Raw genomic sequence first — 23,753 nt, 5'->3', positions numbered from 1 at the left:
CCTGATGTCTGCCTACGCGCTCAGCACCGCGCCGGCCAGCGCCTTAATGCGATCCGGCCGGAAACCCGACCAGTGGTCGTTGCCCGCCACCACCACCGGTGCCTGCAGGTAGCCCAGCGCCATCACGTAGTCGCGCGCCTCGGAGTCGAGCGTGATGTCGACCTTCTCGTAGGCCAGGCCCTGCTTGTCCAAGGCCTTGTAGGTGGCGCTGCACTGCACACATGCCGGCTTGGTGTACACGGTGATGCTCATGGAAGCCGCTCCTTTGCGGAAGGTGGGACCTGGTACGGACTGGCAACTAACGGGGTACTGCGGTCTTCGCTGTCGTTCAGCGGCCCGTCAGGCCCCCAGATTCCCGTCATGCGGCCGTCCGGGTCGAAGCAGCTGGCTTCGACGTCTTCACGCCGTTTCGGGGAGGTCCCCCAAGCCCGGCCGGCTTGGGGATCTTGGGATCTGCCGGTGCTCGAAACACTACACCTAGTGGCCGACAAGTTGTCCAGATACAAGATGTTCGGAATAACAATTCTGAAATTCCCTGGTCGTGTGCCCTCTGCCGAGCACGCCACCGGCGTGTCGCAGATCACATATTCGTCGACGAAGCGCACGCCCACCGGTATATCAGCGGCCACCGACAACTACGCCTCGGCACGATGCCCAGCCGGGCCGACCGCCGGCCGCGCCGCGCCCGGCCAGCAAAGCCCATTTCAGCCGACTTCGGCGGCGAGCTTGCCCACCAGGTCGCGCACGTTGGCCGACAGCTCGGCATGCTCGGCGGGCGCCCGGCCCTCCAGGGTTTTGAACGGCACCGACAGCTTGATCGCCTCGATCACCCGGGCGCCGGCGATCCCGAACGACTTGCGGGTCTCGTCGTGTGCCCACACCCCGCCGTACCGCCCGAACGACCCGCCGATGACGGCCAGGGGCTTGCCCTTCAGCGCGCCATCGCCGAACGGCCGGGACAACCAGTCGATGGCGTTCTTGACGACCGCGGGAATGCTGCCGTTGTACTCCGGGGTGACCACCAGGGCGGCGTCGGCGGCGGCCGCGGCGGCGCGCAGCGCGACCACCGGGGCCTGAGCCGGCGCGCCGGGGCTGACCGCGTCGTCGATCTCCTCGTTATAGAAGGGCAACTCGCCGAGCCCCTCGAACACCGTGACGGTGACGCCCTGCGGGGCGACCGCCGCCGCCAGCTCGGCGATCTGGCGGTTGATCGACGCGGCCCGCAGGCTGCCCACCAACGCCAAGACCTTGATGTCGGGGTTCTCTGGCACGATCGGCTTCCTTCCGTTGTTGGTCTACATCCTCGCACGATCTAACCGGACCACGGTCCGATTTAATCCCACGGCGTTAAAGTGCAGGGGTGACCGGTGCCGAGTTGCCCGTCTGCGCACCAACCGAGCTCCCGCAGGAGCGCGGTGATGCGGCGCGAAACCGTGCGCGCCTGCTGGACGCGGCCCGCGCCCTCGTCGCCGAGCGCGGCGCCGACGCCGTCACCATGGACGACGTCGCCGCGGCCGCCGGCGTCGGCAAGGGCACGTTGTTCCGCCGGTTCGGCAGCCGGGCCGGCCTGATGATGGTGCTGCTCGACGAGGACGAGCGCGCCAGCCAGCAGGCTTTCCTCTTCGGCCCGCCGCCCCTGGGTCCCGACGCCCCGCCGCTGCAGCGGCTGGTCGCCTTCGGCCGGGACCGGATGCGCTTCGTGCACACCCACCACGCGCTGCTGTCGGCGGCCAACCGCGCCCCGCACACCCGCTACGGCCCGCCGGCCGCCGTGCTGCGCACCCACGTGCGGGTGCTGCTGGCGTCGGCGCACACGACGGGCGAGCTCGATGCCCAGACCGACGCCCTGCTGGCGCTGCTCGACGTCGACTACGTGGAGCATCAGCTCAACGACGGCGGCCACACGCTGGAGACGCTGGGCGACGCGTGGGAAAGCCTGGCGCGCAAGCTGTGCGGGAGATGACGGCCTGGGTCCTGCACGTGGACCTCGACCAGTTCCTGGCTTCGGTCGAGCTGCGCCGCCACCCCGGCCTGGTCGGGCTGCCGGTCATCGTCGGCGGCAACGGCGACCCCGCCGAACCGCGCAAGGTCGTCACGTGCGCCTCCTACGAAGCGCGGGAATTCGGCGTGCGCGCGGGCATGCCGCTGCGCAGCGCCGCCCGCCGCTGTCCCGACGCGACCTTTCTGCCCTCGGATCCGGCGGCCTACGACGCGGCCTCCGACGAGGTGATGGGGCTGTTGCGCGACCTGGGCCACCCGGTCGAGGTGTGGGGCTGGGACGAGGCCTACGTCGGCGTCACCGCGGAGGATCCGGTCGAGGTGGCCGAACGGATCCGGACGGTCATCTCGTCGCAAACCGGACTGTCCTGCTCGGTGGGCATCAGCGACAACAAGCAGCGGGCCAAGGTCGCCACGGGTTTCGCCAAACCGGCCGGCGTCTTCGCGCTCACCGACGCGAACTGGATGACGGTGATGGCGGACCGCCCGGTCGACGCGCTGTGGAGCGTGGGCCCCAAGACGGCGAAAAAGCTTGCCGCCCTGGGTATCACAACGGTTCGCGAGCTTGCGCACAGCGATGCCGAGCTGCTCACGGCCACGTTCGGTCCCCGCACGGGGCTGTGGCTGCTGCTGCTGGCCAAGGGCGGCGGTGACGCCGACGTCAGCGCCGAGCCCTGGGTCCCGCGCTCGCGCAGCCACGTCGTCACGTTTCCGCGCGACCTCACCGACCGCGCCGAAATGGACGCCGCCGTAACGGGATTGGCGCGCCAGGCGCTGGACGACGTGCTGGCGGGCGGGCGGATCGTCACCCGCGTCGCGGTCACCGTGCGCACGGCGACGTTCTACACCCGCACCAAGATCCGCAAGCTGCCCGCGCCCACCACCGACGCCGACGCCATCACCGACGCCGCCCTGCGCGTGCTGGACCTCTTCGAACTGGACCGCCCGGTCCGGCTACTCGGGGTGCGACTCGAGCTGGCCATGCCGCGATAGCGGCGGCGGGCCGGGCCGCAGCGCCCGGGTGAACACCCTGTTGACCTGGCGCATCGCCACGCTGTAGGGCCACCACGCCAGCCGCTTGAACGCATACAGCGCCCGGATGTCCGGCGAGGTGTAGATGAGGTAGCGGTTTTTTGCGACGCCGGTCAGGATCTTGTCGGCCGCCCGTTCCGGCGACACGGCGTGACCGCTGAACCGGTCGACCCAGCGGGCGACCTGGGGGTCCTCGCGGTCGACGCCGGCGATCTCGACGGTGTTCACCAGCGGGGTCTTGACCGCGCCCGGCACCACCACCGACACCCCGATGCGATGCCGGGCCAGATCGAAGCGCAGCACCTCCGAAAGTCCGCGCAGCCCATACTTGCTCGCGCTGTAGGCGGCGTGCCACGGCAGCGCGACCAGCCCGGCCGCCGAGGACACGTTGACCAGGTGCCCGCCCCGCCCGGCCGCCACCATGGGCGGGACGAACGTCTCGATCACGTGGATCGGGCCCATCAGATTGATCGCGATCATCTTGCGCCACTGCTCGTGGGTCAGCCGGTCCACCGTGCCCCACGCCGACACACCGGCGATGTTGAGCACCACGTCCATGCTCGGATGCCGGGCGTGGATTTCGTCGGACAGCGCGACGACCTGGTCGTAGTCGGCGATGTCGAGGGCGCGGTGGACGGGCACCCGCGCGCCCAGCGCGCGGGCGTCGGCCGCGGTCAGTTCGAGACCGTCCGCGTTGCGGTCGGTCAGATACAGCTCGGCGCCCTGGGCGGCCAGCGCCAGGGCCGTCGCGCGCCCGATGCCGCTGGCCGCGCCGGTGACCAGACACCGCTTGCCCGCGTAATACCGTGCCGAGAGTGCCATGGCCGTGACCCTACCGCGTTACTTCTGGCCGCCACCCCACAGCGAATTCAGCCACAGCTGCTCGAGCACGCGCACCCGGCGCTCCGTGTCGTCGTCGCCGGTACCCTGCTGGCCGACCATGATCGGGTCGCCGGTCAGCACCATCGCGGTGGCGCCCGCCAAAGTGCGCACCAGGGTGGGGATGTCGTCGCTGATCGGCGTGGCCGTCCCGGCCTTCATCTCGGCGTCGACGACGTCGGCGATCTCGCCCAGCACCACCTCGAACTGCCGCTCGAGGATGTCGCGGATCTCGGCGTCGGTGTACCGGGCGGCGTTGCAGGCCGTCACGACCGGGTCGTTGTGCGCGTACACCGCTGCGGCGCTGCGGACCATCCGCTTGGCGAACTGCTCCGGCGACTCGCCCGGCTGGCGCGGGGCGAAATACTGCGTGAGCTCCTCGAGTTCTTCGGCGGCCTCGGCCACGATCTGGGCGAGCACCGCGTACTTGGAGTCGAAGTAGAAGTAGAAGCCGGACCGCGCGACCCCGGCCCGCTGGCTGATGGTGCTGACCGAGAGCTCCGCGAACGGCTTTTCCTCGAGCAGGTCGCGCACCGCCTGCATGATCGCCTGCCGGTGCTTGTCACCGCGCCGACGGATGGCCGGTTCGCCCGGCTCCGGGTCGGCGGCGTGGCTGCTCACGCCCTCGACCTTGCACCACACCGTGGGAAAAGCAAACTTGACAGCCGTCAACTTTGTCCCGAAGGATAGGGATCAGTGACCGCTGTCACCATCCCTCGGCTTGCCCAGGAGCGCAAAGGAGCCTCGATGGCCGCGACGATCAGCACCCCGCACTACCTGGTTGACCAGGCGCGGCGCCGATTGACCCCGTCGTTCAACAACTTCCCCGGCATGGGCCTGGTGGAACACAGGCTGCTGAACACGCAGTTCCCGGAGCGCAAGCTCGCCGATCCCCCGCCGGGCAGCGACCTCAAGCCGGTCCTCGGCGACGCGGGGCTGCCGGTCCTCGGGCACATCATCGAGATGCTGCGCGGCGGACCGGATTACCTGATGCATCTGTACCGGACCAAGGGCCCGGTGGTCTTCGGGGACTCGCCGGTCCTGCCGGGGGTCGCGGCGCTGGGACCCGATGCCGCGCAAGTGATCTACTCCAACCGCAACAAGGACTACTCGCAGCAGGGCTGGGTCCCGGTGATCGGGCCGTTCTTCCACCGCGGGCTGATGCTGCTCGACTTCGAAGAGCACATGTTCCACCGGCGGATCATGCAGGAGGCGTTCGTGCGGCCCCGGCTGGTCTCCTACGTCGAGCAGATGGACACGGTCGTGTCCAAGACGGTCGCCAACGACTGGGTGGTCAACGACGCGCGCTTCCTGCTGTATCCGGCGATGAAGGAGCTGACCCTCGACATCGCCTCGATGGTGTTCATGGGCCACGAGCCCGGCACCGACCACGAGCTGGTGACCAAGGTGAACAAGGCGTTCACCGTGACCACCCGCGCGGGCAACGCGGTGATCCGCACCAGCGTCCCGCCGTTCACCTGGTGGCGGGGCCTCAAGGCGCGCGAGCTGCTCGAGAACTACTTCCGCGAGCGGGTCAAGGAACAACGTGGCAAGGACGGCAGCGACCTGCTGTCGGTGCTGTGCCACACCGAGGACGAGGAAGGCAACAGCTTCTCCGACGAGGACATCGTCAACCACATGATCTTCTTGATGATGGCCGCGCACGACACGTCGACGTCGACGGCGACGACGATGGTCTACCAGCTGGCCTCCAACCCCGAGTGGCAGGAGCGCTGCCGCGACGAGTCCGACCGCCTCGGCGACGGCCCGCTCGACATCGACTCGCTGGAGAAGCTGGAGTCACTCGACCTGGTGATGAACGAGTCGATCCGGCTGGTGACGCCAGTGCAGTGGGCCATGCGCCAGACGGTGCGCGACACGGACCTGCTGGGCTACTACATCCCCAAGGGCACCAACGTCATCGCGTATCCCGGCCTGAACCACCGGTTGCCCGAGCTGTGGACCGACCCGCTGAAATTCGACCCGGACCGGTTCACCGAGCCGCGCAGCGAGCACAAGCGGCACCGCTACGCGTTCAGCCCGTTCGGCGGTGGGGCGCACAAGTGCATCGGAATGGCGTTCGGGCAGTTGGAGATCAAGACGATCCTGCACCGGCTGCTGCGCAAGTACCGCCTCGAGCTGCCCCGCCCCGGTTACCAGGCCGAGTGGGACTACGGCGGCATGCCGGTGCCGAAGGACGGCATGCCGATCGTGCTGCGCCCGCTGTAATCCCTGCGCGAGCAGACGCAAAAGCACCGATTTCGTACCGAAATTGGGTGCTTTTGCGTCTGCTCGCCGTAACTAGGCGATCAGCCGGTTGGCGCAGGCGATCACCGCGCGCAGCGACGACTGCGTCGGGTCCTCCGACCAGCCCATCGCCCACGCGGCCCGGATCCCGTCGCTGCCGCGGATGAACGTGGCGGTGATCCCGCCCGAGTGCAGCTGGTGAAACCGCAGTGTCTCCACCGTGATCGCGCGCTCGTGCAGCATCGCGGTCAGGGCGGCGACGGGGCCACCGGCGGCGGCCGTCGAGGTGCTGATGTGATCGCCGACGGCGATGGTGGCCCGAAAGTTGCGGGGCTGGGGCCCGGGCCGTCGCCCGGTGTCCGTGCAGGCCCACTGCCCCAGCCGCACCGGGCCGGCCGTCGGGGCGTAGGTGGCGACGAAACCCTCCCAGGACATCGCGCCGGCCTCCTCGCGCAGACCGCGCGGCAACGCGGCGCCGAAGTGGTGGACGAACCAGCCGTCGGCCGGGTTGGGATCGGGAACGGACGGGATTGGCATCGTGTCGGTCTTCTCTGGTCAGCAGGGCGACCGACGGTAGTAGCTTCCGACCCACAGCGGGGGGTCGGTCTCGGATCAGACCCCGCTGCGGGTGCTGGCTACTACGGCTTCGAGAAGACGCACGAGCGCGACGATAGACGCCGCGCACCGGCAAATGCAAATCCATTTTCGGCCCGCCGGGGAAAGCCTTGCCGGACAAGCGCTTTCCGTGGTTGAGTGCTTTCGACGACGGACGAGCGAACGAAAGGCGATCGATGACCGCGAAGAGTGCCAGCAAGACCATCCTGTCGGTTCGGACGCTGGGCGCGGTGCTGGCCGCGGCGTTCGCCGTGCTGGCGGCCGCGTGCGCCCCGACGAACACCAGCCCCGGGCCGGCGCCGTCCAACAACCCCCCGCCGTCCAAGGGCGCTCCCGCCCCGGGCATCACCGTCCCGGCCCCGGTGCAAAGCACGCTCTGAGCCGTCGGGCTCAGTCGTTCGGGTCGAGCCGCAGATAGGCCTGGATCGTCGTCCCGGATGACGTGGTGTGCGTGCGCACCAGATCCGAGATGGCGTTGACCAGATACAGCCCGCGGCTGGCCGGGCCCGCCGGGCCCGGGTCCAGGCGACCCACCAACGGGTCGTCCAGCCGTCCGGTGTCGCGGGCCTCGCACACGAGGTGCTCGTCCTGGCGCCAGAACGCCAGCCGGCAGGCGCCGTCGGTGTACATCAAGCTGTTGGTGGCCAGCTCCGTGGCGACCAATTGCAGGTCGTCGATGGCGTCCTCGGACATCCCCACCCAGCCGGCGTAGTCGACGGCGAACGAGCGGGCGGGGCGAAGGTCCGCGGACTCCTTGACCAGATACGTGACGGCCCCCGGCTGGGCATCGAGCGGCTGGTTGCAGCGGTCCAGGACGTCGTCGGGCGCGTATTCGGCGCTGGGATACAGCGCGCCCTGCCGCCACAGCCCGCGATGGGTCGCGCGGGCGTCCGCCAGCACCTCGTCGCTCAGCCGGGCCTCGTCGTACAGGCACAACTTCGTTGCGGGGTATCCGTCGAGGGCCGCATTGGCCAGGGCCTCGTGCTCCACACAGGAGACGAGTTCGTCGCGGCGACGTCCGGTCCAGGCGAGCTGGCTGACGATCCGCACCCGCCGGTCCGCGTACTCGTCGACGAACGAACCCTCCATCGCCATGAACCGGCTCGGGTTGCGGCCGACCTCGGCGATGTCGGCGATGCGCAATTCCGGCGGCAACTCGCCGTCGGGGCCGCGCCACGCGTCCCACAGCTCGCCCAGCTCCTCGCCCGGCACGGCCACCAACACCGCCTCGTCGGCCGCGAGGCCGTCGGCGACAAAGCGCACCACGAAGTCCAGGCATTCCTGCCGCGAGCGGTAAAAGAGCACGGAATGAACGAAACCCGATCGGTCGGTTTCCGCTTCCGGTGCGCCCCCCGACATTCCAGCGCTCTCGCTTTCGATCACACTGCCGACCACCTGCTGGATCGGCCTCCCCTCCCCATACCCAAGACGGGCCTGCGATATGCGCATTTCGCGCGGCCTTCTCCTACAGCCACCACGACGCCGCGGCGTCGAGGTGACGGCGGACGCGGTAGCGGGCCAGGCTGTCGTCGCCCGCCTCGATCGCCTGCAGGATCCGCAGGTGTGCGTGCTCGACGGCGGCCGCGTCGGCGTCGGTCGGCTCCGACTGCCCGGTGCTCGACCAGTGCCGGCGGAACAGCTCGATGATGATGCGCAGGAACAGGTCCAGCAGCGCGTTGCCGGCCAGCCGCGCCAGCCCGAGGTGGAACCGCGCCTCGTCGGCGGCGGCCTGCCGCGGATCGCCCGGCCGGCCCAGGTCTGCCAGGTGCGCCGCGACGTCGGGCGACTCGGCGCGGCGCTTGACGACGCTCGCGACGTTGTCGATCTCGATGGCGTCCCGGACGCAGCGCAGATCCTCGCGGGTCGGCTTGCGGTACTGCAGGTACAGCGCGATGGTATCGATGCTGGCCTCGGCCCGGGGTTCGGTGACGATCAGCCCGCCGCCGGGCCCGCGGCGCATCTGCGCGACCGAGTGATATTCGAGTAGCCGCACCGCTTCCCGGAACACCGCGCGGCTCACCCGGTAACGCTCCAGCAGGGCCGGCTCGGTCCCGAAGACCGAACCGGGCGGCCAGCCGCCGGTGGCGATTTCGTCGCCGATGGCCGCCGCCAGCGTCTCGGCCAGCTTGACGTGGGGGGCGTCGTCGTCGAGCCGGCGCGGCCGCCGCGCGCGGTTTGCTCCCGGGTCCTGGTGGTGTTCCTGAAGCCAGGCGGTCACCGCCTCGATGTGTCGTTCGCTCAGGGTCCTGGCCCGCGCCGCGTCACCGGCGGTGACCGCGGCGACGATGCGGGAGTGGTCGTGGTGCATGAGGTCGACGGCCTCGATGGCCTCGGTTGCCGAGCCCGTTTTTGATCGCAGGGCGTATCGGGTGGTGAGCCTCATCAGGATGTCGATGAACAGTTGCAGGACCGGGCTTTTCGACTGCTCGGCCAGCGCGATGTGGAACTCGTCGCGCGGCGCCGGCGAGCCCGGCGTCCAGTGCTCCTCGGCGCGCAACGCCGCGCGCAGCCGGTCGATGCCGGCCTCGTCGATACGTTCGGCCGCGAGGGAGGCCGCCAACGGCTCGAGGACCAGCCGCGCGTTGAGCAGGTCGACGAGCGTGGTGCCCAGGTGCTCGAGATAGATCACCACGGCGCGCGTCGCCGGGCCGGCGTCCGGCTCGCAGATCAGCAGCCCGCCGCCGGGGCCGCGGCGCATCCGCGCGACCTGGTGGTGTTCGACGAGGCGAACGGCCTCCCGCAGCACCGATCGGCTCACCCCGTAGCGTTGCTGCAGGGCCTGTTCGGAGCCCAGCGACTGGCCGATGGTCCAGCCGCGGCGAGCGATGTCCGCCTCGATGTGGCGGGCCACCTTCGAGGCCAGTTTGTTCACCCGGCCGGTGTCCGGCCCGCTCAGAGGCTCAATTGCGCTCTCCCACAGGGCTTCTCAACAGGTCAGCAACATGCAGCCGGCGACGGGGCCGCCGCCCACCGAGACCACCCCGACCTCGGGGCGCTTTGACACCTGGCGCTCCCCCGCGTCGCCGCGCAACTGCAGGCACCCTTCGTGCAGGGCCCAGTAGCCGTGCATCCGCCCGGCTGAGAGCTGACCGCCGTAGGTGTTCAGCGGCAGTTGCCCGTCGAGGGCGATGCGCGCGCCGCCCTCGACGAACGGGCCGGCCTCCCCGTCGCCGCACACCCCGAGGGCTTCCAGCCAGGCGATGGTGAGAAACGTGAAACCGTCGTACAACTGGGCCACGTCGAGGTCGGCGGGCTTGAGCTGCGTGCGCGACCACATCTGCGCGGTCGCGTCCGACATCGCCATCTTGGGGTAGTCCTCGCGATGGAACCAGCCGCCGGCGCCGTCGGATCCGCCGATCGCCTCCACCGCCACCGCCCGGTGCGGGCAGTCGCGGGCGTACTCGGCGTGGGACACCACCACCGCGATCGAGCCGTCGATGGGGACGTCGCAGTCCAGCAGCCCGAACGGCGTCGACACCGGGCGGGCGCCGAGATAGTCGGCCATGGTCATCGGTTCGCGGTACACCGCAAGGGGATTCAGCGCGGCGTTGCGCCTGCCGTTGAGCGCCAGCCAGCCCAGCTGCTCCTTGGTGGTCCCGTACAGCTCCATGTGCCGGCGGCAGTTCAGCGCCAGCCAGTTCGCCGCCGAATAGGCTTGGGCCGCAACCAGATCGTTGACGTCGTCCATGGCGCCGACGGCCGGCTTGGGCGCACCCTCGGGCGTCTCGAACATCCGCGCCAGCGGCGGGGCGGGCGCGTTCTCCTGGGGCTTGACCGGCACCGTGCCGCCGAGCATCTGGATGGTCCGGTAGACGACCACGTGGCGGGCGCGCCGCTCGGCGACCGCTCGGCACGCCGACATCACCGGGCTCAGCAGGCCGCCGGTGCCGAACCCGGACCCGCAGTCGGCGGCCTCGATCCGCAGTTCGGCATTCACGTCGGCCGCCGGCGTGTCACCGAGGGTCGCGATCCCGTCGATGTCGGCGGGCGACAGGCCGGCGTCCTCGATGGCCGCGCGCACCGATTCCATCGTCAGCTCCAGGCCGGGAATGCCGGTGCGCCGGCCGATCTGCGAGATCCCGACGCCGGACACGATCGCGTCCTTTTCGAAGTAGGTCACCTGCACCGCCCGTCCAACCAGCCCGCACCGAATCAATAGAGTGTACTGTATTGCGCGTGCCCGGAGAGCTGCTCATCGAACACTGCGACGACTGCGCGCGCTGGGTGCACCCGCCGGCCGGCGAATGCCGCGACTGCGGCGGCCCATTGGTGGCCCGGCCCGTCTCCGGGCGCGGCACGGTGTTCACCTACACGGTCAATCACCACCCGTACAACCCGGACATCCCGACGCCCTACGTGATCGCCATCGTCGAGCTGGCCGAACAGAGCGGCCTGCGGGTGGCGGCCAATATCGTTGGCTGCGAGCCGAATTCGGTGACGTGCGGCATGCCCGTCGCCGCGCGGCCCGAACGGGGCAGCGGCGGGGCCCCCCTTTTCGCGCCCGCCTAGCCTCCGCCGAGCGCCCGCAAATTGCCAGCCGCACGCGGCGTGTCGCGTACAGACACGGCCGCTCGCGGGGAGGCGGGAGGAATCCGCTAGTTGATCAGCGGGTCGCGCGGCATGCCCAGGATCCGCTCGGCGATCTGGTTGCGGGTCACCTCCGAGGTGCCGCCGGCGATCGACATGCCGCGCGCGCCCATGATCATCCGGCCCGCCAGCGCGCCCGGCCCGTCGACGAGCGCGACGTCGGGTCCGAGCAGCGCCGCCGAGATCGCCGCGCCGTCCACCATGTGCTCGGCGAGCTTCAGCTTGGTGACGTTGCCTTCCGGTCCCGGGCCCGCGCCCTCGACGCTGCGCGCGACGCGGCGCAGGTTCAAAAGCCGCAGCGCGTGGTCGTCGGCGAGGTAGTTGCCCACGCGGATGTTGGCCCCCGCCAATTGATCCGGCCGCTGCTGGGCGAGGTCGATCAGGACGTCGGCCAGGCCCTCGTAGAACGAGCCGCTGCCGCCGATGCTGACGCGCTCGTTGCCCAGCGTCGCCCGCGCGACGGTCCACCCGGAGTTGGGCGCGCCGACGACGTCCTCGTCGGGCACGAACAGGTCGTTGAAGAACACCTCGTTGAAGTCCGAGCCGCCGGTGATCTGCCGCAGCGGGCGCACCTCGACCTCGGGGGCCTTCATGTCGACGATCACCGTGGTGATGCCGGCGTGCTTGGGCGCCTCGGGGTCGGTGCGCACGGTGGCCAGCCCCCGCGCGCAGTAGTGCGCCCCACTGGTCCACACCTTCTGCCCGTTGATCTTCCAGCCGCCGTCGACCCGGGTGGCGCGGGTCTTGATCGACGCCGCGTCCGAGCCCGCGTCGGGCTCGGAGAACAGCTGGCACCAGATCTCGTCTTTGCGCAGCGCCTTCTCCACGAATCTTTCGATTTGCCAAGGCGTTCCGTGCTGGATCAGGGTCAGGATCACCCACCCGGTGATCCCGTAGTCGGGGCGCTTGATCCCCGCCGCGCGGAACTCCTCCTCGATCACGAGCTGCTCGACGGCGTCGGCCGCGCGGCCCCAGGGCTTGGGCCAGTGCGGCATGACGTAGCCGGTCTCGATCAGCTTGTCGCGCTGGGCGTCCTTGTCCAGGGCGGCGATCTCGGCGGCGTCGGCGTGGATTTGGGTGCGCAGCTCCTCAGCCTCCGGCGGCAGGTCCAGGCTGTTTTCCCGGACCGCCCCGGCGGCGGTGCGCGCGAACACGTCGGCGGCCGGTGCGTCCCCACCGAACAGGGCCGCGGTCACCAGCGCCCGCCGCAGGTGCAGGTGCGCGTCGTGCTCCCAGGTGAAGCCGATGCCGCCGTGCACCTGGATGTTGAGCTCCGCGTTGCGCGCGTAGGCCGGAAACGCCAGCGCCGCAGCCACGGCCGCGCTCAGGCGGAACTGCGCCTCGTCCGCCGAGGAGTCCTCGCCCGCCGCGCGCGAGGCGTCCCATACCGCGGCGGTCGCCGACTCGGCGGCCACCAGCATGTTCGCGCAGTGATGCTTGACGGCCTGGAAGGTGGCGATGGTGCGACCGAACTGCTGGCGCACCTTGGCGTAGTCGACGGCGGCCTCGACGCAGTCCGACGTCCCGCCCACCGCCTCCGCGGCCAGCAACGTGCGCGCGCGGGCCAGGGCCGATTCCCGTGCCCCGCGCAGGATGTCGTCGTCCGTGACGCGCACGTTGTCCAGGCGCACGCGCCCGGAGCGCCGGGTCGGGTCCAGGTTGTCCGGCACGTCCACCGACACGCCGTCACGGCCGCGGTCCAGCAGCAGCACGTCGTCGCCGGCGGCGACCACCAACAGCTCGGCGAGCCCGGCGCCCAGCACGATCCCGGCGTCGCCGCTGGCCGTGTTGCCCGACACCTCCACGGCGCCGCCCAGGCCGATGCCCGCGGTGACCGACCCGTCGATCAGGCCGGGCAGCAGCCGCGACTTCTGTTCGGCGGTGCCCTCTTTGGCGATCAGGGCCGACGCGATCACGGTCGGCACGAATGGTCCGGGCGCCACCGCGCGGCCCAATTCCTCGATGACGACGACGAGTTCGGGCAGACCGTAGCCGGAGCCGCCGTGCTCCTCGTCGACGTGCAGCCCGAGCCAGCCGAGCTCCACCAGGTTCTGCCAGAACCCGGGGCGGGGCTCGTCGGTCGCGTCGAGCAGCGATCGCGCCGCCCACCGCGCCTTCTGGGCGGTCAGGAACGCGCGGGCCACCTCGGCTAGTTCGCGATGGTCGTCGGTCAGTGCGATACCCATGAGGGAGCCCTCCTCGCGCCGCTACCCGGGATGGTTGCCTGCCCCGCTTCGAGGGGAAGCGGGGCGGCTGGCTAAAGAGTGTACTTATTGCGAGGAGGGCGCCCGCCGCGGGTGCTTACTTGGGCGCGAACCGCTGTCCGGCGTCCAGCCGCAGGCACTGGCCGTTGAGCATCGGGTTGTCCACGATGGCCGCCACCAGCTTCGCGTACTCCTCGGGCCGGCCGAGGCGCTTCGGGAATGCCGCGTCCTTGGTCAGCTGCGTCGCGAATTCGTCCGGGATGCCCTGGGTCAGTCCCGTGGCGAACAGGCTGGGCGCGATTGCCAGCACCCGGATGCCCAGCGACCCCAGGTCGCGCGCCATGGTCAGGCACATGCCCGCGATGCCCGCCTTGGCGGCGGTGTAGGCGACCTGGCCGATCTGGCCCTCGAACGCCGCGATCGACGCGGTGTTGATGATGACGCCGCGCTCCTCGTCCTCGGGCTCGTTCTTGCTCATGTGCGCGGCGGCCAGCCGGCTGATGTTGAAGGTGGCGATGAGGTTGAGGTCGATCACGGACTGAAACGATTCGAGGTCGTGCGGGCCGGTCTTGGTCATGGTCCGCTTGGCGATGCCGCCGCCGGCGGTGGTCACCACCACGTGCAGGCCACCGAGCTTGTCGACCGCGGTCTGCAGCGTCTCCTCGGTGCCGGCGAAGTCGGTGACATCGACGGGGTAGAACGTGCCCCCGACACCCTCGGCGACCGTCTTGCCGTCGGAACCCTCGCGGTCGAGGATCGCGACGTCCGCGCCGCGTTCGTGCAGCAGCTCGGCGCTGGCCCGACCCATCCCCGACGCGCCGCCGATGACGACGACCTTCTTTCCGTTGATCTCCATCCGGACCTCTCTTTCTAGGCTTGTCAGAATCGGTGTGATTTGTAACGTTAGGTAGGCACGCTAGCGTGTCCGCCCGGCAGGGTTGTCGGCGAGCCATGCCAAGCTGGGCGGCGTGCTCCTCCTCGACGTGGCAAGCACATCGCTTAATGTCGGCGGCACCTCGTCGCGGCTGACCAAGGTCACCCACATCGCCGACCTGCTGCGCCGCGCCGCCGCCGACCCCGAGGCGGTGGCGATCGTCGTGTCGTGGCTCTCGGGTGAGCTGCGCCAGCGACAGATCGGCGTCGGCTGGGCGTCGTTGCGCAGCCGCCCGCCGCCGGCCCCGCATCCGGAGCTCACCGTCCTCGGCGTCGACGCCACCTTCTCGGAGATCGGGGCCGTCGCCGGCAAGGGCGCGCAGGCCCGGCGCGCCGACCTCGTCGCGGGGCTGTTCGCCGCCGCCACCGAAGCCGAGCAGGCCTTCCTGGTGCGGTTGCTCGGCGGCGAGCTGCGCCAGGGCGCGCTGGCCGGCATCATGGCCGACGCCGTCGCCAAGGCCACCGGGATCCCGGCCGCCGCGGTGCAGCGCGCCGCGATGCTGGGCGGGGACCTGCCGGCGGTTGCGGCCGCCGGCCTGTCCGGCGGCGCGCCGGCGCTGCAGGCCTTCACCCTGCGGGTGGGACGCCCGGTCAGCCCCATGCTGGCGCAGACCACGACCGGCGTGACCGACGCGCTCGAACGACACGGCGGCACAAGCATTTTCGAGGCGAAGCTGGATGGCGCGCGGGTGCAGATCCACCGGGCCGGCGACGAGGTCACCGTCTACACCCGCAGCCTCGACGACGTCACCGCCCGGCTGCCCGAGGTGGTCGAGGCGACGCTGGCGCTGCCGGTCACCGATCTGATCGCCGACGGCGAGGCGATCGCCCTGCGGCCCGACAACCGGCCGCACCGCTTCCAGGTCACCGCCTCCCGGTTCGGCCGCTCCGTCGACATCGCGGCGGCCGTTGCGGCGCAGCGCCTTTCGGTGTTCTTCTTCGACATCCTGCACCGCGACGGCGTGGACCTGCTGGACGCGCCGGCGACCGAGCGGCTGGCCGCCCTGGACGCGCTGGTGCCGCCGGCGCAGCGCGTCGACCGGCTGCTGACGTCGGACCCGGCGCGGGCCGGCGCCTTCCTGGACGCCACGCTGGCCGCCGGCCACGAGGGCGTCATGGCCAAGGCGCCCGGCGCGCCGTACCTCGCCGGACGCCGCGGCGCGGGCTGGCTCAAGGTCAAACCCGTCCACACCCTGGACCTGGTGGTGATCGCCGTGGAGTGGGGGTCGGGGCGCCGGCGCGGCAAGCTGTCCAACATCCACCTGGGCGCGCGTGACGAGGCCAGCGGCGAATTCGTCATGGTCGGAAAGACTTTCAAGGGCATGACCGACGCCATGCTGGACTGGCAGACCGCGCGGTTTCGCGATCTCGCCGTCGGCGGGACCGACGGTCACGTCGTGCGGCTGCGCCCCGAGCAGGTGGTCGAGATCGCGCTGGACGGCGTGCAGAAGTCGTCGCGCTACCCCGGCGGCGTGGCGCTGCGGTTCGCCCGCGTGCTGCGCTACCGCAATGACAAGGGCCCCGCCGAGGCCGACACAATCGACGCGGTACGCGCGCTGTACTGACTCACCCGGCGCAACAGCCATCGTCGTCGTAGGGTTTGGGCGTGACAGAGCGTGTCAGCCTAATACGCACCCACCACGACCTGCCGCCCGTCGCGATCGTCGACCGCTCCCCCATCACCGTCCGGCACCGGATCATCTTCGGGGTGATCGCGGTCGTCGGCGCCATCGCCTGGGCGATCATCGCGCTCGCCCGCGACGAAACCGTCAACGCCGTGTGGCTGGTGGTCGCGGCGATCTGCACCTACATCATCGGGTACCGGTTCTATGCCCGGCTGATCGAGATGAAAATCGTTCGGCCCCGCGACGACCACGCCACTCCCGCCGAGGTTTTCGACGACGGCACCGACTACGTGCCGACCGACCGGCGGGTGCTGTTCGGCCATCATTTCGCCGCCATCGCCGGCGCGGGACCACTCGTCGGTCCGGTGCTGGCCATGCAGATGGGCTACCTGCCCGGCAGCATCTGGATCGTCATCGGCGCGGTGTTGGGCGGCTGCGTGCAGGACTACCTGGTGTTGTGGATCTCCACCCGGCGCCGCGGCCGTTCGCTGGGCCAGATGGCCCGCGACGAGCTGGGCGCGGCGGGCGGGGCGGCGGCGCTCGTCGGGGTCCTCGTCATCATGGTGATCCTGATCGCGGTGCTGGCGCTGATCGTGGTGAAGGCGCTCGCCCAGAGCCCGTGGGGTGTCTTCTCGATCGCGATGACCATCCCCATCGCCCTGTTCATGGGCTGCTATTTGCGATTCCTGCGTCCCGGCCGGGTGACTGAGGTGTCGCTGATCGGCTTCGCGCTGCTGCTGCTCGCGGTGGTGTCCGGCAATTGGGTCGCCGAAACGCCCTGGGGCGCAGGGTGGTTCACCCTGTCCCCGGTCACGCTGTGCTGGTGCCTGATCGTCTACGGTTTCGCCGCGTCGGTGCTGCCGGTGTGGCTGCTGCTCGCGCCGCGCGACTACTTGTCGACGTTCATGAAGGTCGGCGCCATCGGGCTGCTCGCCATCGGTGTCTGCATCGCGCGGCCGGAAATCCAGGCGCCCGCGATCTCGCAGTTCGCCACCCGGGGCAACGGCCCGGTGTTCGCCGGCTCGCTGTTCCCGTTCTTGTTCATCACCATCGCGTGCGGCGCGCTGTCAGGGTTTCACGCGCTGATCTCGTCCGGGACGACGCCCAAGCTGCTGGAGAAGGAAGGCCAGATGCGGCTGATCGGCTACGGCGGCATGATCACCGAGTCGTTCGTCGCCGTCATGGCGCTGATCACCGCGTCGATCATCAACCAGTATCTGTACTTCACCATCAACGCGCCGGCCGCGCAGACCGGCGGCACCGCGGCCACTGCCGCGCATTACGTCAACGGGCTCGGGTTGCCGGGCGCCCCGGCCACCGCGGACCAGATCAGCCAGGCCGCCGGCAGCGTCGGCGAGAAGTCGATCGTGTCGCGTACCGGCGGAGCGCCAACGCTCGCCTGGGGAATGTCCGACGTGCTGCAACGCGTGTTCGGCGGCGCGGGGCTCAAGTCCTTCTGGTACCACTTCGCGATCATGTTCGAGGCGCTGTTCATCCTGACCACCCTCGACGCGGGCACCCGAGTCAACCGCTTCATGCTCTCCGACGCGCTGGGCAACTTCGGCGGCCCGCTGGCCAGGCTTCGCAACCCGGGCTGGCGTCCCGGCGTCTGGGTCTGCAGCCTCGCCGTGGTCGCGGCGTGGGGCGGCATCCTGCTGATGGGTGTGACCGATCCGCTGGGCGGCATCAACACCCTGTTTCCGCTGTTCGGCATCGCCAACCAGCTGCTCGCGGGGATCTCACTGACCGTCCTCACGGTGGTGGTCGTCAAGAAGGGCCTGCTGAGGTGGGCGTGGATTCCGGGCGTCCCGCTGCTGTGGGATCTCGCGGTCACGCTGACCGCGTCGTGGCAGAAGATCTTCTCCGGGGATCCCGCCGTCGGGTACTGGACTCAGCACGCCCAGTACGCGGCCGCGCAGCGCGCGGGCAAGACGGCGTTCGGTTCGGCCAAGGACGCCCACGAGCTCGCTGAGGTGGTCCGGAACACCTTCGTCCAGGGCACCCTGTCGATTCTCTTCGCGATCGCCGTCGTCGTCGTGGTCGTCGCCGGGGTTGTCACCGCGCTCAAGGCAATTCGCGGCGGCGGCAGGCCGCTGACCGAGCAAGTCCCGGTGCCGTCGAAACGGTTCGCGCCGTCGGGACTGATCCCCACCGCCGCGGAGCGCGACGTCCAGCGGGAATGGGGCGCAAAGGGGTAGTCGACTACGCATGCCAGCAGGTGATCGTCGACCGTACGGTCGACGAAATGAACACCGTTATCGCCGTCATCTGCGTGGCGCTGATCGTGTTGGTCGCGACCGGGACCTACAACCTGCAGTGGCGCCTCGAGCGCAGCGACTACGAGCGCCATTTCGAAGACTGACCCGCCGCCAGGTGTGAGCCGATGCCATGCGCTACGTTCTGGCCATGTCCACCTGGCTCATCACCGGCTGCTCGACCGGCCTGGGGCGCGCGCTCGCAGAAGCCGTCATCGCCGCCGGGCACAACGCCGTCGTGACCGCGCGCGACGTTGCCAAGGTCGCCGACCTCGCGCAGCCCGCGCCGCACCGAGTGCTCGCCGCCGTCCTCGACGTCACCGACCCCGCGCAGGTCACCGACGCCGTGCGCCAGGCCGACGAGCGGTTCGGCGGCGTGGACGTCCTGGTCAACAACGCCGGCTACGGCTATCGCGCCGCCGTCGAAGAGGGCGACGACGCCGAAGTCCGCGAGCTCTTCGAGACGCACTTCTTCGGCAGCGTCGCGATGATCAAGGCCGCGCTGCCCGGGATGCGGGCGCGCCGCAGCGGCGCGATCGTGAACATCTCCTCGATCGGCGCGACCGTGCACCCGGTGGGCTCGGGCTACTACGCGGCGGCCAAGGCCGCCATCGAAGGCATGAGCGGGGCCCTGCGCGGCGAGCTGGCGCCGCTCGGCATTTCGGTGACCATCGTCGAGCCCGGCGCGTTCCGCACCGACTTCGCCGGGCGCTCGCTCGCCCAGTCGGCCGCGGTCATCGACGACTACGCGGCCACCGCAGGGCGGCGTCGCAAGGAGAACGACACCCTGCACGGCAACCAGGCCGGCGATCCCGCCAAGGCGGCCACCGCGATCATCACCGCCGTCGAATCGGGCGAGCCGCCCGGGTTTTTGCTGCTCGGCCCCGACGCCCTGGGCTTCTACCGGCACGTGACGGAAGCCCGCGCCGCCGAGATCGCCAAATGGGAAGGGCTGACCAGCGGCACCAACTTCGGATGAGCCTCAGCCGCGCACCGCGGGCAGCACGTCGCGTTCCCACGCCGCGAAGAACCCGTCCATGTCGGGGCCGATCTGCTGCACGTACACCTCGTCGATGCCCGCGTCGAGGTACTGGCGCACCTGCGCGATGTGCTTGCCGGGATCCGGCCCGCACGCGACGCTTTCGGCGACCGTCTCCGGTGCCACCAGCGACATGAGGGCCGCGAAGTCCTGGGGCCGCGGCAAGATCTGTGCGGTCTGACCGGGCAGGCCCTCGTTGCCCCACAGCCGGTGCGCGACCTTCAGCGCGGCGTCGGCGTCCTCGTCCCAGCTGACTTTGGTCCCGGCCTGCACCGGCTTGTCGCCGCCGCCGGAGTCCCGGAACGTCTTGACCAGCTCGGCCTCGGGCATCGCCAGGACGTAGCCGTCGCCGATGCGCCCGGCCAATTCCGCGCCCTGCGGGCCGAATCCCGAGACGTAGATCGGGACCGGCTTCTCCGGTCGCGTGTAGATACGCGCCTCCTGCACCTCGTAGTGCTTGCCGTGGTGGCTCACCTCGTCGCCGCGGTGCAGCAACCGGATGACGTCGACGGCCTCCTCCAGCATCTCCTGGCGCACCGCGACGGACGGCCAGGGATCGCCCAGGATGTGCTCGTTGAGCGCCTCGCCGCTGCCCACCCCGAGCACGAAGCGCCCGTCGAGCTGCACGGCCGCGGTGGCCGACGCGTGCGCGATGATCGCCGGATGCGTCCGCACGGTCGGGCACGTGACGGCGGTGCTCACGGGCAGCGACGTCGCCTCCGACAGCGCGCCGATCACGCCCCACACGAACGGGCTCTGGCCCTGCTCATCGTTCCATGGATGAAAGTGGTCGGAGATCCACAGCGCGTCGAACCCGGCCGCCTCCGCCCGCTTGGCCTGGTCGACGAGCTCCTTGGGGCCGAACTGTTCGCAGGACAGGAAATATCCGATCTTCGTCATGGCGGCGGGCTACCCACTAACCGCCGCCCTACGCAACGCCGCTGCACCTCTCCGACGAGCGTGCGGCTGGCCGCACGCTCGGCCCCGAGCGTGCGGCTGGCCGCACGCTCGGCCAAGCGCGGGCGCCAAGCGGCAGTGAGAACGGGTTCGCCGTCTAGGAGAAGGATGTTCTCCCGAACCGAGAGACGCCTTACGATCGGTGGGTGCCAAACACGCTGGAACTCGAACGGCCCGCCGACGGCGTCGTCGTCGCGCGCCTGAACCGCCCGGAGCGGCTCAACGCCATCAACGAGGTCATGCAAACCGAATTGGGCCGAGCCCTCGGCGATTTGGCCGGCGATCCGTCGGCGCGCGCGGTCGTGCTCACCGGCGCCGGCCGCGGCTTTTGCGCCGGGATCGACATGCGCGACTTCGGGCCCGACGTCCCGGAGGCCACCGCCCCGGCGATCGACCGGATGCGGTTCCAGGAGCGCATGGCCGCGCTCGCCGAGGGCGTGCGTCAGTTGCCGCAGCCCGTCATCGCCGCGGTCAACGGCCCGTGCGTGGGCGCGGGCCTGGCGCTGTGCCTGGCCGCCGACATCCGGATCTGTTCGGCGCAAGCCTCGTTCGGCAACGCCGCCATCCTGCTCGGGCTGTCGGGCGCCGAGATGGGCATGAGCTACCACCTGCCCCGCATCGTGGGCACCAGCGTCGCGGCGGACTGGATGCTCACCGGGCGCACGGTGTCGGCCACCGAAGCCGACCGCCGCGGGCTGGTCAGCGAGATCGTCGAACCCGACCGGTTGGTCGAACGCGCCATCGAGCGGGCGTCACTGATCGCCGGCCTGGCCCCGCTGGGCGTGCAACTGACCAAGCGCGCGCTGCAGATCAACACCGACGCGGCGAGCCTGTCGGCGGCGCTGGAACTGGAGAACCGCAACCAGGTGATCTCGCACGCGACCGACGACGCCGCAGCCCGCCGGGAAAAGTGGTCCAAGTGAGTGGACCGCTGGCCGGCGTCCGCGTCGTGATGATGGGCGGCCTGGGCCCCGCCCCGTTCTGCGGAATGTTGTTGGGGGACTTGGGCGCAGACGTCGTGCGCGTGGATCCCGTCGCGGGTGTGGACGGACAGTTGCCGATCGACTACACGGTGCGTCGCAGCCAACGGTCGCTGGCCGCCGACGTCAAGGACCCCCGCGGCGTGGACCTGGTCCACCGGCTGGCCGCCGGCGCCGACGCCTTCGTCGACGTGTACCGGCCCGGCGTCGCCGAGCGGTTGGGGATCGGCCCGGACGCGCTGCGCGAGCGCAACCCTCGCCTGGTGTACGCCCGCATGACGGGCTACGGGCAGGACGGCCCGCTGGCCGGGCACGCCGGCCACGACATCAACTACATCGCCCTGGCCGGCGCCCTGCACGGCATCGGCACCGCCGAATCCCCGATACCGCCGCTGAATCTGGTCGGCGACTACGGCGGCGGCGGGATGCTGCTGGCCGTCGGGTTGCTCAGCGCGATCCTGGCGGCCCGCGAGTCCGGCGAGGGCCAGGTCGTCGACGTCGCGATGGTCGACGGCGCGGCGACGCTGATGGCCCCGTACTTCGGCATGGTCGCCGCCGGCACCTGGCGCGATCACCGCCGCGACAACCTGCTCGACGGCGCGGCCCACTTCTACGGCGTATACGGCACGGCCGACGGCCAGCACTTCGCCGTCGGCGCGATGGAACCCAAGTTCTACGCCGAGCTGTGCGAGCGCCTCGGCTTGGACGTACAACACGTGCCCCACGACGACGACCGCCCGGCGACATGGGCGGCGCACCGCGCCGCCGTGGCCGCGCGCTTCGCCGAGAAGACCCGCGACGAATGGGAGCGCATCCTCGACTCGCCGGGATGCTGTGCGACGCCGGTGCTTTCGCTCGCCGAGGCGCCGCACCATCCGCACCTGGCCGCGCGGCAAACGTTCATCGACGTCGACGGCGTCACCCAGCCCGCCCCGGCGCCGCGCTTCTCGCGTACCCGGCCGGCCAAGCCCTCGTCCCCCTCGCTGCCGGGCGATCACACGCTCGCGCTGTTGCGCGAAATGGGGCTGGACGCAGACACCATCACCGCGCTCGAGGACTCCGGTGTGGTGGCACAGAGCAAGAGAGGACGCTAAATGTCGTGGGACTTCTCCACCGACCCGCAATGGGCCGAACAACTGGAGTGGGTCGAGGAGTTCGTGCGCACCGAGTGCGAACCGATCGACCTGATCGTCAAGGAGTCGCATGACCTGAACGACCCGGTGCGCCAGGCCCTCATCCCGCCGCTGCAGGAGATCGTCAAGGAGCGCGGGCTGTGGGCCACCCACCTCGGGCCGCACCTGGGCGGGCCGGGCTACGGCCAGGTGAAACTCGCGCTGCTGAACGAGATCCTGGGCCGTTCGGAATGCGCCCCCATCGTCTTCGGTTCCCAGGCGCCGGATTCGGGCAACAGCGAGATCCTCGCGCACTACGGCACGCCGGAGCTCAAGACGCGCTACCTCGAGCCGTTGCTGGACAACCGCATCGTGTCCTGCTTCTCGATGACCGAACCGCAGGGCGGCGCGGACCCCAAGGTGTTCCGCACCACCGCGGTCGCCGACGGTGATCACTGGATCATCAACGGGGAGAAGTGGTTTTCGTCGTTCGCCTCGATGGCGTCGTTCATCATCGTGATGGCCATGACCGACCCCGAGGCGCCGCCGTATCAGCGCTACTCGATGTTCGTCGTCCCCGGCGACACCCCGGGCATCAACGTGATGCGCGACGTGGGACTGGGATACCAGCCACTCGGCGGCGGGCGCGAGGGTTACGTCCGCTACGAGAACGTGCGGGTGCCCGCCGATCACATGCTGGGGCCCCGCGGCGGCGCGTTCGTCGTCGCGCAGACCCGCCTGGGTGGCGGCCGGATTCACCACGCGATGCGCACGGTGGGGCTGGTCCGCCGCATCTTCGACATGATCTGCGAGCGGGCGGTGTCGCGCTACACCCAGGGCGAGGTGCTGGCCAACAAGCAACTCGTGCAGGAGATGGTCGCCGACTCGTGGATGGAGATCGAGGCCTTCCGCCTGCTGACCCTGCAAACCGCTTGGAAGATCGACCAATTCAACGACTACCAGGCGGTGCGGGCCGACATCTCGGCGGTGAAGGCGATGATGCAGAAGGTGCTGCACGACGTGTCGTCGCGGGCTCTTCAGCTGCACGGATCGTTGGGCACCACGCACGAGATGCCGTTCGTGCAGTACCTGGTGGAGTCGTTCGTGCTCGGTCTCGCCGACGGCCCCACCGAGGTGCACAAGGTCACGCTGGCGCGGCTGTTGCTGAAGGACCGCCCGCCGGCGCCGGATTTGTTTCCCTCCGAACATTTGCTGCGGCTGCGCGCGGCCGCGGAGGCGAAGTTCGCCGACAAGCTGGCGGGCATCCCCCGCGGCTAGGCGCGAGCGAAC

22 protein-coding genes are annotated in these 23,753 nt (G+C 70.3%); 11 read left to right on the top strand and 11 right to left on the bottom strand.

Features of this window, described 5'->3' with window-relative positions; genetic code table 11:
• Positions 1-12: 12 nt before the first annotated feature.
• Together AC5Y4Z_RS12290 and AC5Y4Z_RS12285 are read right to left on the bottom strand one after the other, a co-directional pair.
• Complete coding sequence (locus AC5Y4Z_RS12290) at positions 13-252, bottom strand: redoxin NrdH (RefSeq protein WP_499964023.1); 240 nt, start codon at positions 250-252, stop codon at positions 13-15.
• A gap of 452 nt (positions 253-704) precedes the next feature.
• On the bottom strand, positions 705-1,271 hold the full coding sequence (locus AC5Y4Z_RS12285) for an NAD(P)H-dependent oxidoreductase (RefSeq protein ID WP_499964020.1): 567 nt from the start codon (positions 1,269-1,271) through the stop codon (positions 705-707).
• Between the two features lie 89 nt (positions 1,272-1,360).
• On the opposite strand from AC5Y4Z_RS12285, the gene AC5Y4Z_RS12280 reads away from it, so the two are divergent.
• Positions 1,361-1,963: a TetR/AcrR family transcriptional regulator gene (locus AC5Y4Z_RS12280; protein WP_499964018.1), complete on the top strand. Its 603-nt coding sequence runs from the start codon at positions 1,361-1,363 to the stop codon at positions 1,961-1,963.
• A complete protein-coding gene (locus tag AC5Y4Z_RS12275) occupies positions 1,960-2,991 on the top strand; it encodes a DNA polymerase IV (RefSeq protein ID WP_499964016.1) in 1,032 nt (343 codons plus the stop codon). The genes AC5Y4Z_RS12280 and AC5Y4Z_RS12275 overlap by 4 nt, the downstream gene beginning before the upstream one ends.
• Here AC5Y4Z_RS12275 and AC5Y4Z_RS12270 read toward each other — a convergent pair.
• Together AC5Y4Z_RS12270 and AC5Y4Z_RS12265 are read right to left on the bottom strand one after the other, a co-directional pair.
• Positions 2,953-3,852, bottom strand: a complete 900-nt coding sequence (locus AC5Y4Z_RS12270; RefSeq protein WP_499964014.1) for an SDR family oxidoreductase — start codon at positions 3,850-3,852, stop codon at positions 2,953-2,955. The two genes, AC5Y4Z_RS12275 and AC5Y4Z_RS12270, sit on opposite strands and share 39 nt — an antisense overlap.
• Positions 3,853-3,870: 18 nt before the next feature.
• Positions 3,871-4,530 (bottom strand): TetR/AcrR family transcriptional regulator, encoded by a 660-nt coding sequence (locus AC5Y4Z_RS12265; protein WP_499964012.1) that lies wholly within the window; start codon positions 4,528-4,530, stop codon positions 3,871-3,873.
• Between the two features lie 126 nt (positions 4,531-4,656).
• On the opposite strand from AC5Y4Z_RS12265, the gene AC5Y4Z_RS12260 reads away from it, so the two are divergent.
• On the top strand, positions 4,657-6,138 hold the full coding sequence (locus tag AC5Y4Z_RS12260; protein WP_499964795.1) for a cytochrome P450: 1,482 nt from the start codon (positions 4,657-4,659) through the stop codon (positions 6,136-6,138).
• Between the two features lie 72 nt (positions 6,139-6,210).
• Here AC5Y4Z_RS12260 and AC5Y4Z_RS12255 read toward each other — a convergent pair whose 3' ends face one another.
• Entirely contained in the window at positions 6,211-6,693 is a 483-nt protein-coding gene (locus tag AC5Y4Z_RS12255; RefSeq protein ID WP_499964010.1) for a homocitrate synthase, read from the bottom strand.
• Between the two features lie 254 nt (positions 6,694-6,947).
• Between AC5Y4Z_RS12255 and AC5Y4Z_RS12250 the strand changes: the two genes are divergently transcribed.
• On the top strand, positions 6,948-7,151 hold the full coding sequence (locus AC5Y4Z_RS12250; protein ID WP_499964008.1) for a hypothetical protein: 204 nt from the start codon (positions 6,948-6,950) through the stop codon (positions 7,149-7,151).
• A gap of 10 nt (positions 7,152-7,161) precedes the next feature.
• Here AC5Y4Z_RS12250 and AC5Y4Z_RS12245 read toward each other — a convergent pair whose 3' ends face one another.
• The 3 genes from AC5Y4Z_RS12245 to AC5Y4Z_RS12235 all read right to left on the bottom strand — a co-directional run bounded on the left by AC5Y4Z_RS12245 (position 7,162) and on the right by AC5Y4Z_RS12235 (position 10,891).
• Entirely contained in the window at positions 7,162-8,154 is a 993-nt protein-coding gene (locus AC5Y4Z_RS12245; protein WP_499964006.1) for an anti-sigma factor RsbA family regulatory protein, read from the bottom strand.
• An 82-nt stretch (positions 8,155-8,236) separates the two neighbouring features.
• Complete coding sequence (locus AC5Y4Z_RS12240; protein ID WP_499964793.1) at positions 8,237-9,667, bottom strand: FadR/GntR family transcriptional regulator; 1,431 nt, start codon at positions 9,665-9,667, stop codon at positions 8,237-8,239.
• Between the two features lie 30 nt (positions 9,668-9,697).
• A complete protein-coding gene (locus tag AC5Y4Z_RS12235) occupies positions 9,698-10,891 on the bottom strand; it encodes a thiolase family protein (protein ID WP_499964004.1) in 1,194 nt (397 codons plus the stop codon).
• Between the two features lie 56 nt (positions 10,892-10,947).
• Here AC5Y4Z_RS12235 and AC5Y4Z_RS12230 point away from each other — a divergent pair, with 56 nt between their 5' ends.
• Positions 10,948-11,280 (top strand): Zn-ribbon domain-containing OB-fold protein, encoded by a 333-nt coding sequence (locus tag AC5Y4Z_RS12230; protein WP_499964002.1) that lies wholly within the window; start codon positions 10,948-10,950, stop codon positions 11,278-11,280.
• A gap of 86 nt (positions 11,281-11,366) precedes the next feature.
• Here the strand turns inward: AC5Y4Z_RS12230 and AC5Y4Z_RS12225 are convergent, their stop codons facing one another.
• Complete coding sequence (locus AC5Y4Z_RS12225; protein WP_499964000.1) at positions 11,367-13,544, bottom strand: acyl-CoA dehydrogenase family protein; 2,178 nt, start codon at positions 13,542-13,544, stop codon at positions 11,367-11,369.
• A 115-nt stretch (positions 13,545-13,659) separates the two neighbouring features.
• On the bottom strand, positions 13,660-14,418 hold the full coding sequence (locus AC5Y4Z_RS12220; protein WP_499963998.1) for an SDR family NAD(P)-dependent oxidoreductase: 759 nt from the start codon (positions 14,416-14,418) through the stop codon (positions 13,660-13,662).
• Positions 14,419-14,530: 112 nt separating this feature from the next.
• Between AC5Y4Z_RS12220 and AC5Y4Z_RS12215 the strand changes: the two genes are divergently transcribed.
• The 3 genes from AC5Y4Z_RS12215 (at position 14,531) to AC5Y4Z_RS12205 (ending at position 19,354) form a co-directional block, all read left to right on the top strand.
• On the top strand, positions 14,531-16,060 hold the full coding sequence (locus tag AC5Y4Z_RS12215; RefSeq protein WP_499963996.1) for an ATP-dependent DNA ligase: 1,530 nt from the start codon (positions 14,531-14,533) through the stop codon (positions 16,058-16,060).
• 35 nt (positions 16,061-16,095) lie between these two features.
• Positions 16,096-18,318 carry a carbon starvation CstA family protein gene (locus AC5Y4Z_RS12210; protein WP_499963994.1) on the top strand — a complete coding sequence of 741 codons (2,223 nt, stop codon included), beginning with the start codon at positions 16,096-16,098 and terminating at the stop codon, positions 18,316-18,318.
• 208 nt (positions 18,319-18,526) lie between these two features.
• The gene (locus AC5Y4Z_RS12205; protein WP_499963992.1) at positions 18,527-19,354 is read left to right on the top strand and encodes an oxidoreductase; all 828 of its coding nucleotides are present in this window, start codon (positions 18,527-18,529) and stop codon (positions 19,352-19,354) included.
• A gap of 3 nt (positions 19,355-19,357) precedes the next feature.
• Here the strand turns inward: AC5Y4Z_RS12205 and AC5Y4Z_RS12200 are convergent, their stop codons facing one another.
• Entirely contained in the window at positions 19,358-20,314 is a 957-nt protein-coding gene (locus tag AC5Y4Z_RS12200) for an LLM class F420-dependent oxidoreductase (protein WP_499963990.1), read from the bottom strand.
• 203 nt (positions 20,315-20,517) lie between these two features.
• On the opposite strand from AC5Y4Z_RS12200, the gene AC5Y4Z_RS12195 reads away from it, so the two are divergent.
• Genes AC5Y4Z_RS12195 through AC5Y4Z_RS12185 form a run of 3 tightly spaced genes read left to right on the top strand, consistent with a single transcriptional unit; the run spans position 20,518 to position 23,741 of the window.
• Positions 20,518-21,294 (top strand): enoyl-CoA hydratase/isomerase family protein, encoded by a 777-nt coding sequence (locus tag AC5Y4Z_RS12195; protein WP_499963988.1) that lies wholly within the window; start codon positions 20,518-20,520, stop codon positions 21,292-21,294.
• Positions 21,291-22,445, top strand: coding sequence for a CaiB/BaiF CoA transferase family protein (locus AC5Y4Z_RS12190; protein WP_499963987.1), 1,155 nt, complete (start codon positions 21,291-21,293; stop codon positions 22,443-22,445). Before AC5Y4Z_RS12195 ends, AC5Y4Z_RS12190 begins: the two co-directional genes overlap by 4 nt.
• Complete coding sequence (locus tag AC5Y4Z_RS12185; RefSeq protein ID WP_499963985.1) at positions 22,446-23,741, top strand: acyl-CoA dehydrogenase family protein; 1,296 nt, start codon at positions 22,446-22,448, stop codon at positions 23,739-23,741.
• Positions 23,742-23,753 lie beyond the last annotated feature (12 nt).

It is taken from the genome of Mycobacterium sp. NGS63 (genome assembly GCF_059812295.1).
Note: the sequence above shows the minus strand (reverse complement) of the source record. Positions and strands in the feature narration are given on the sequence as shown.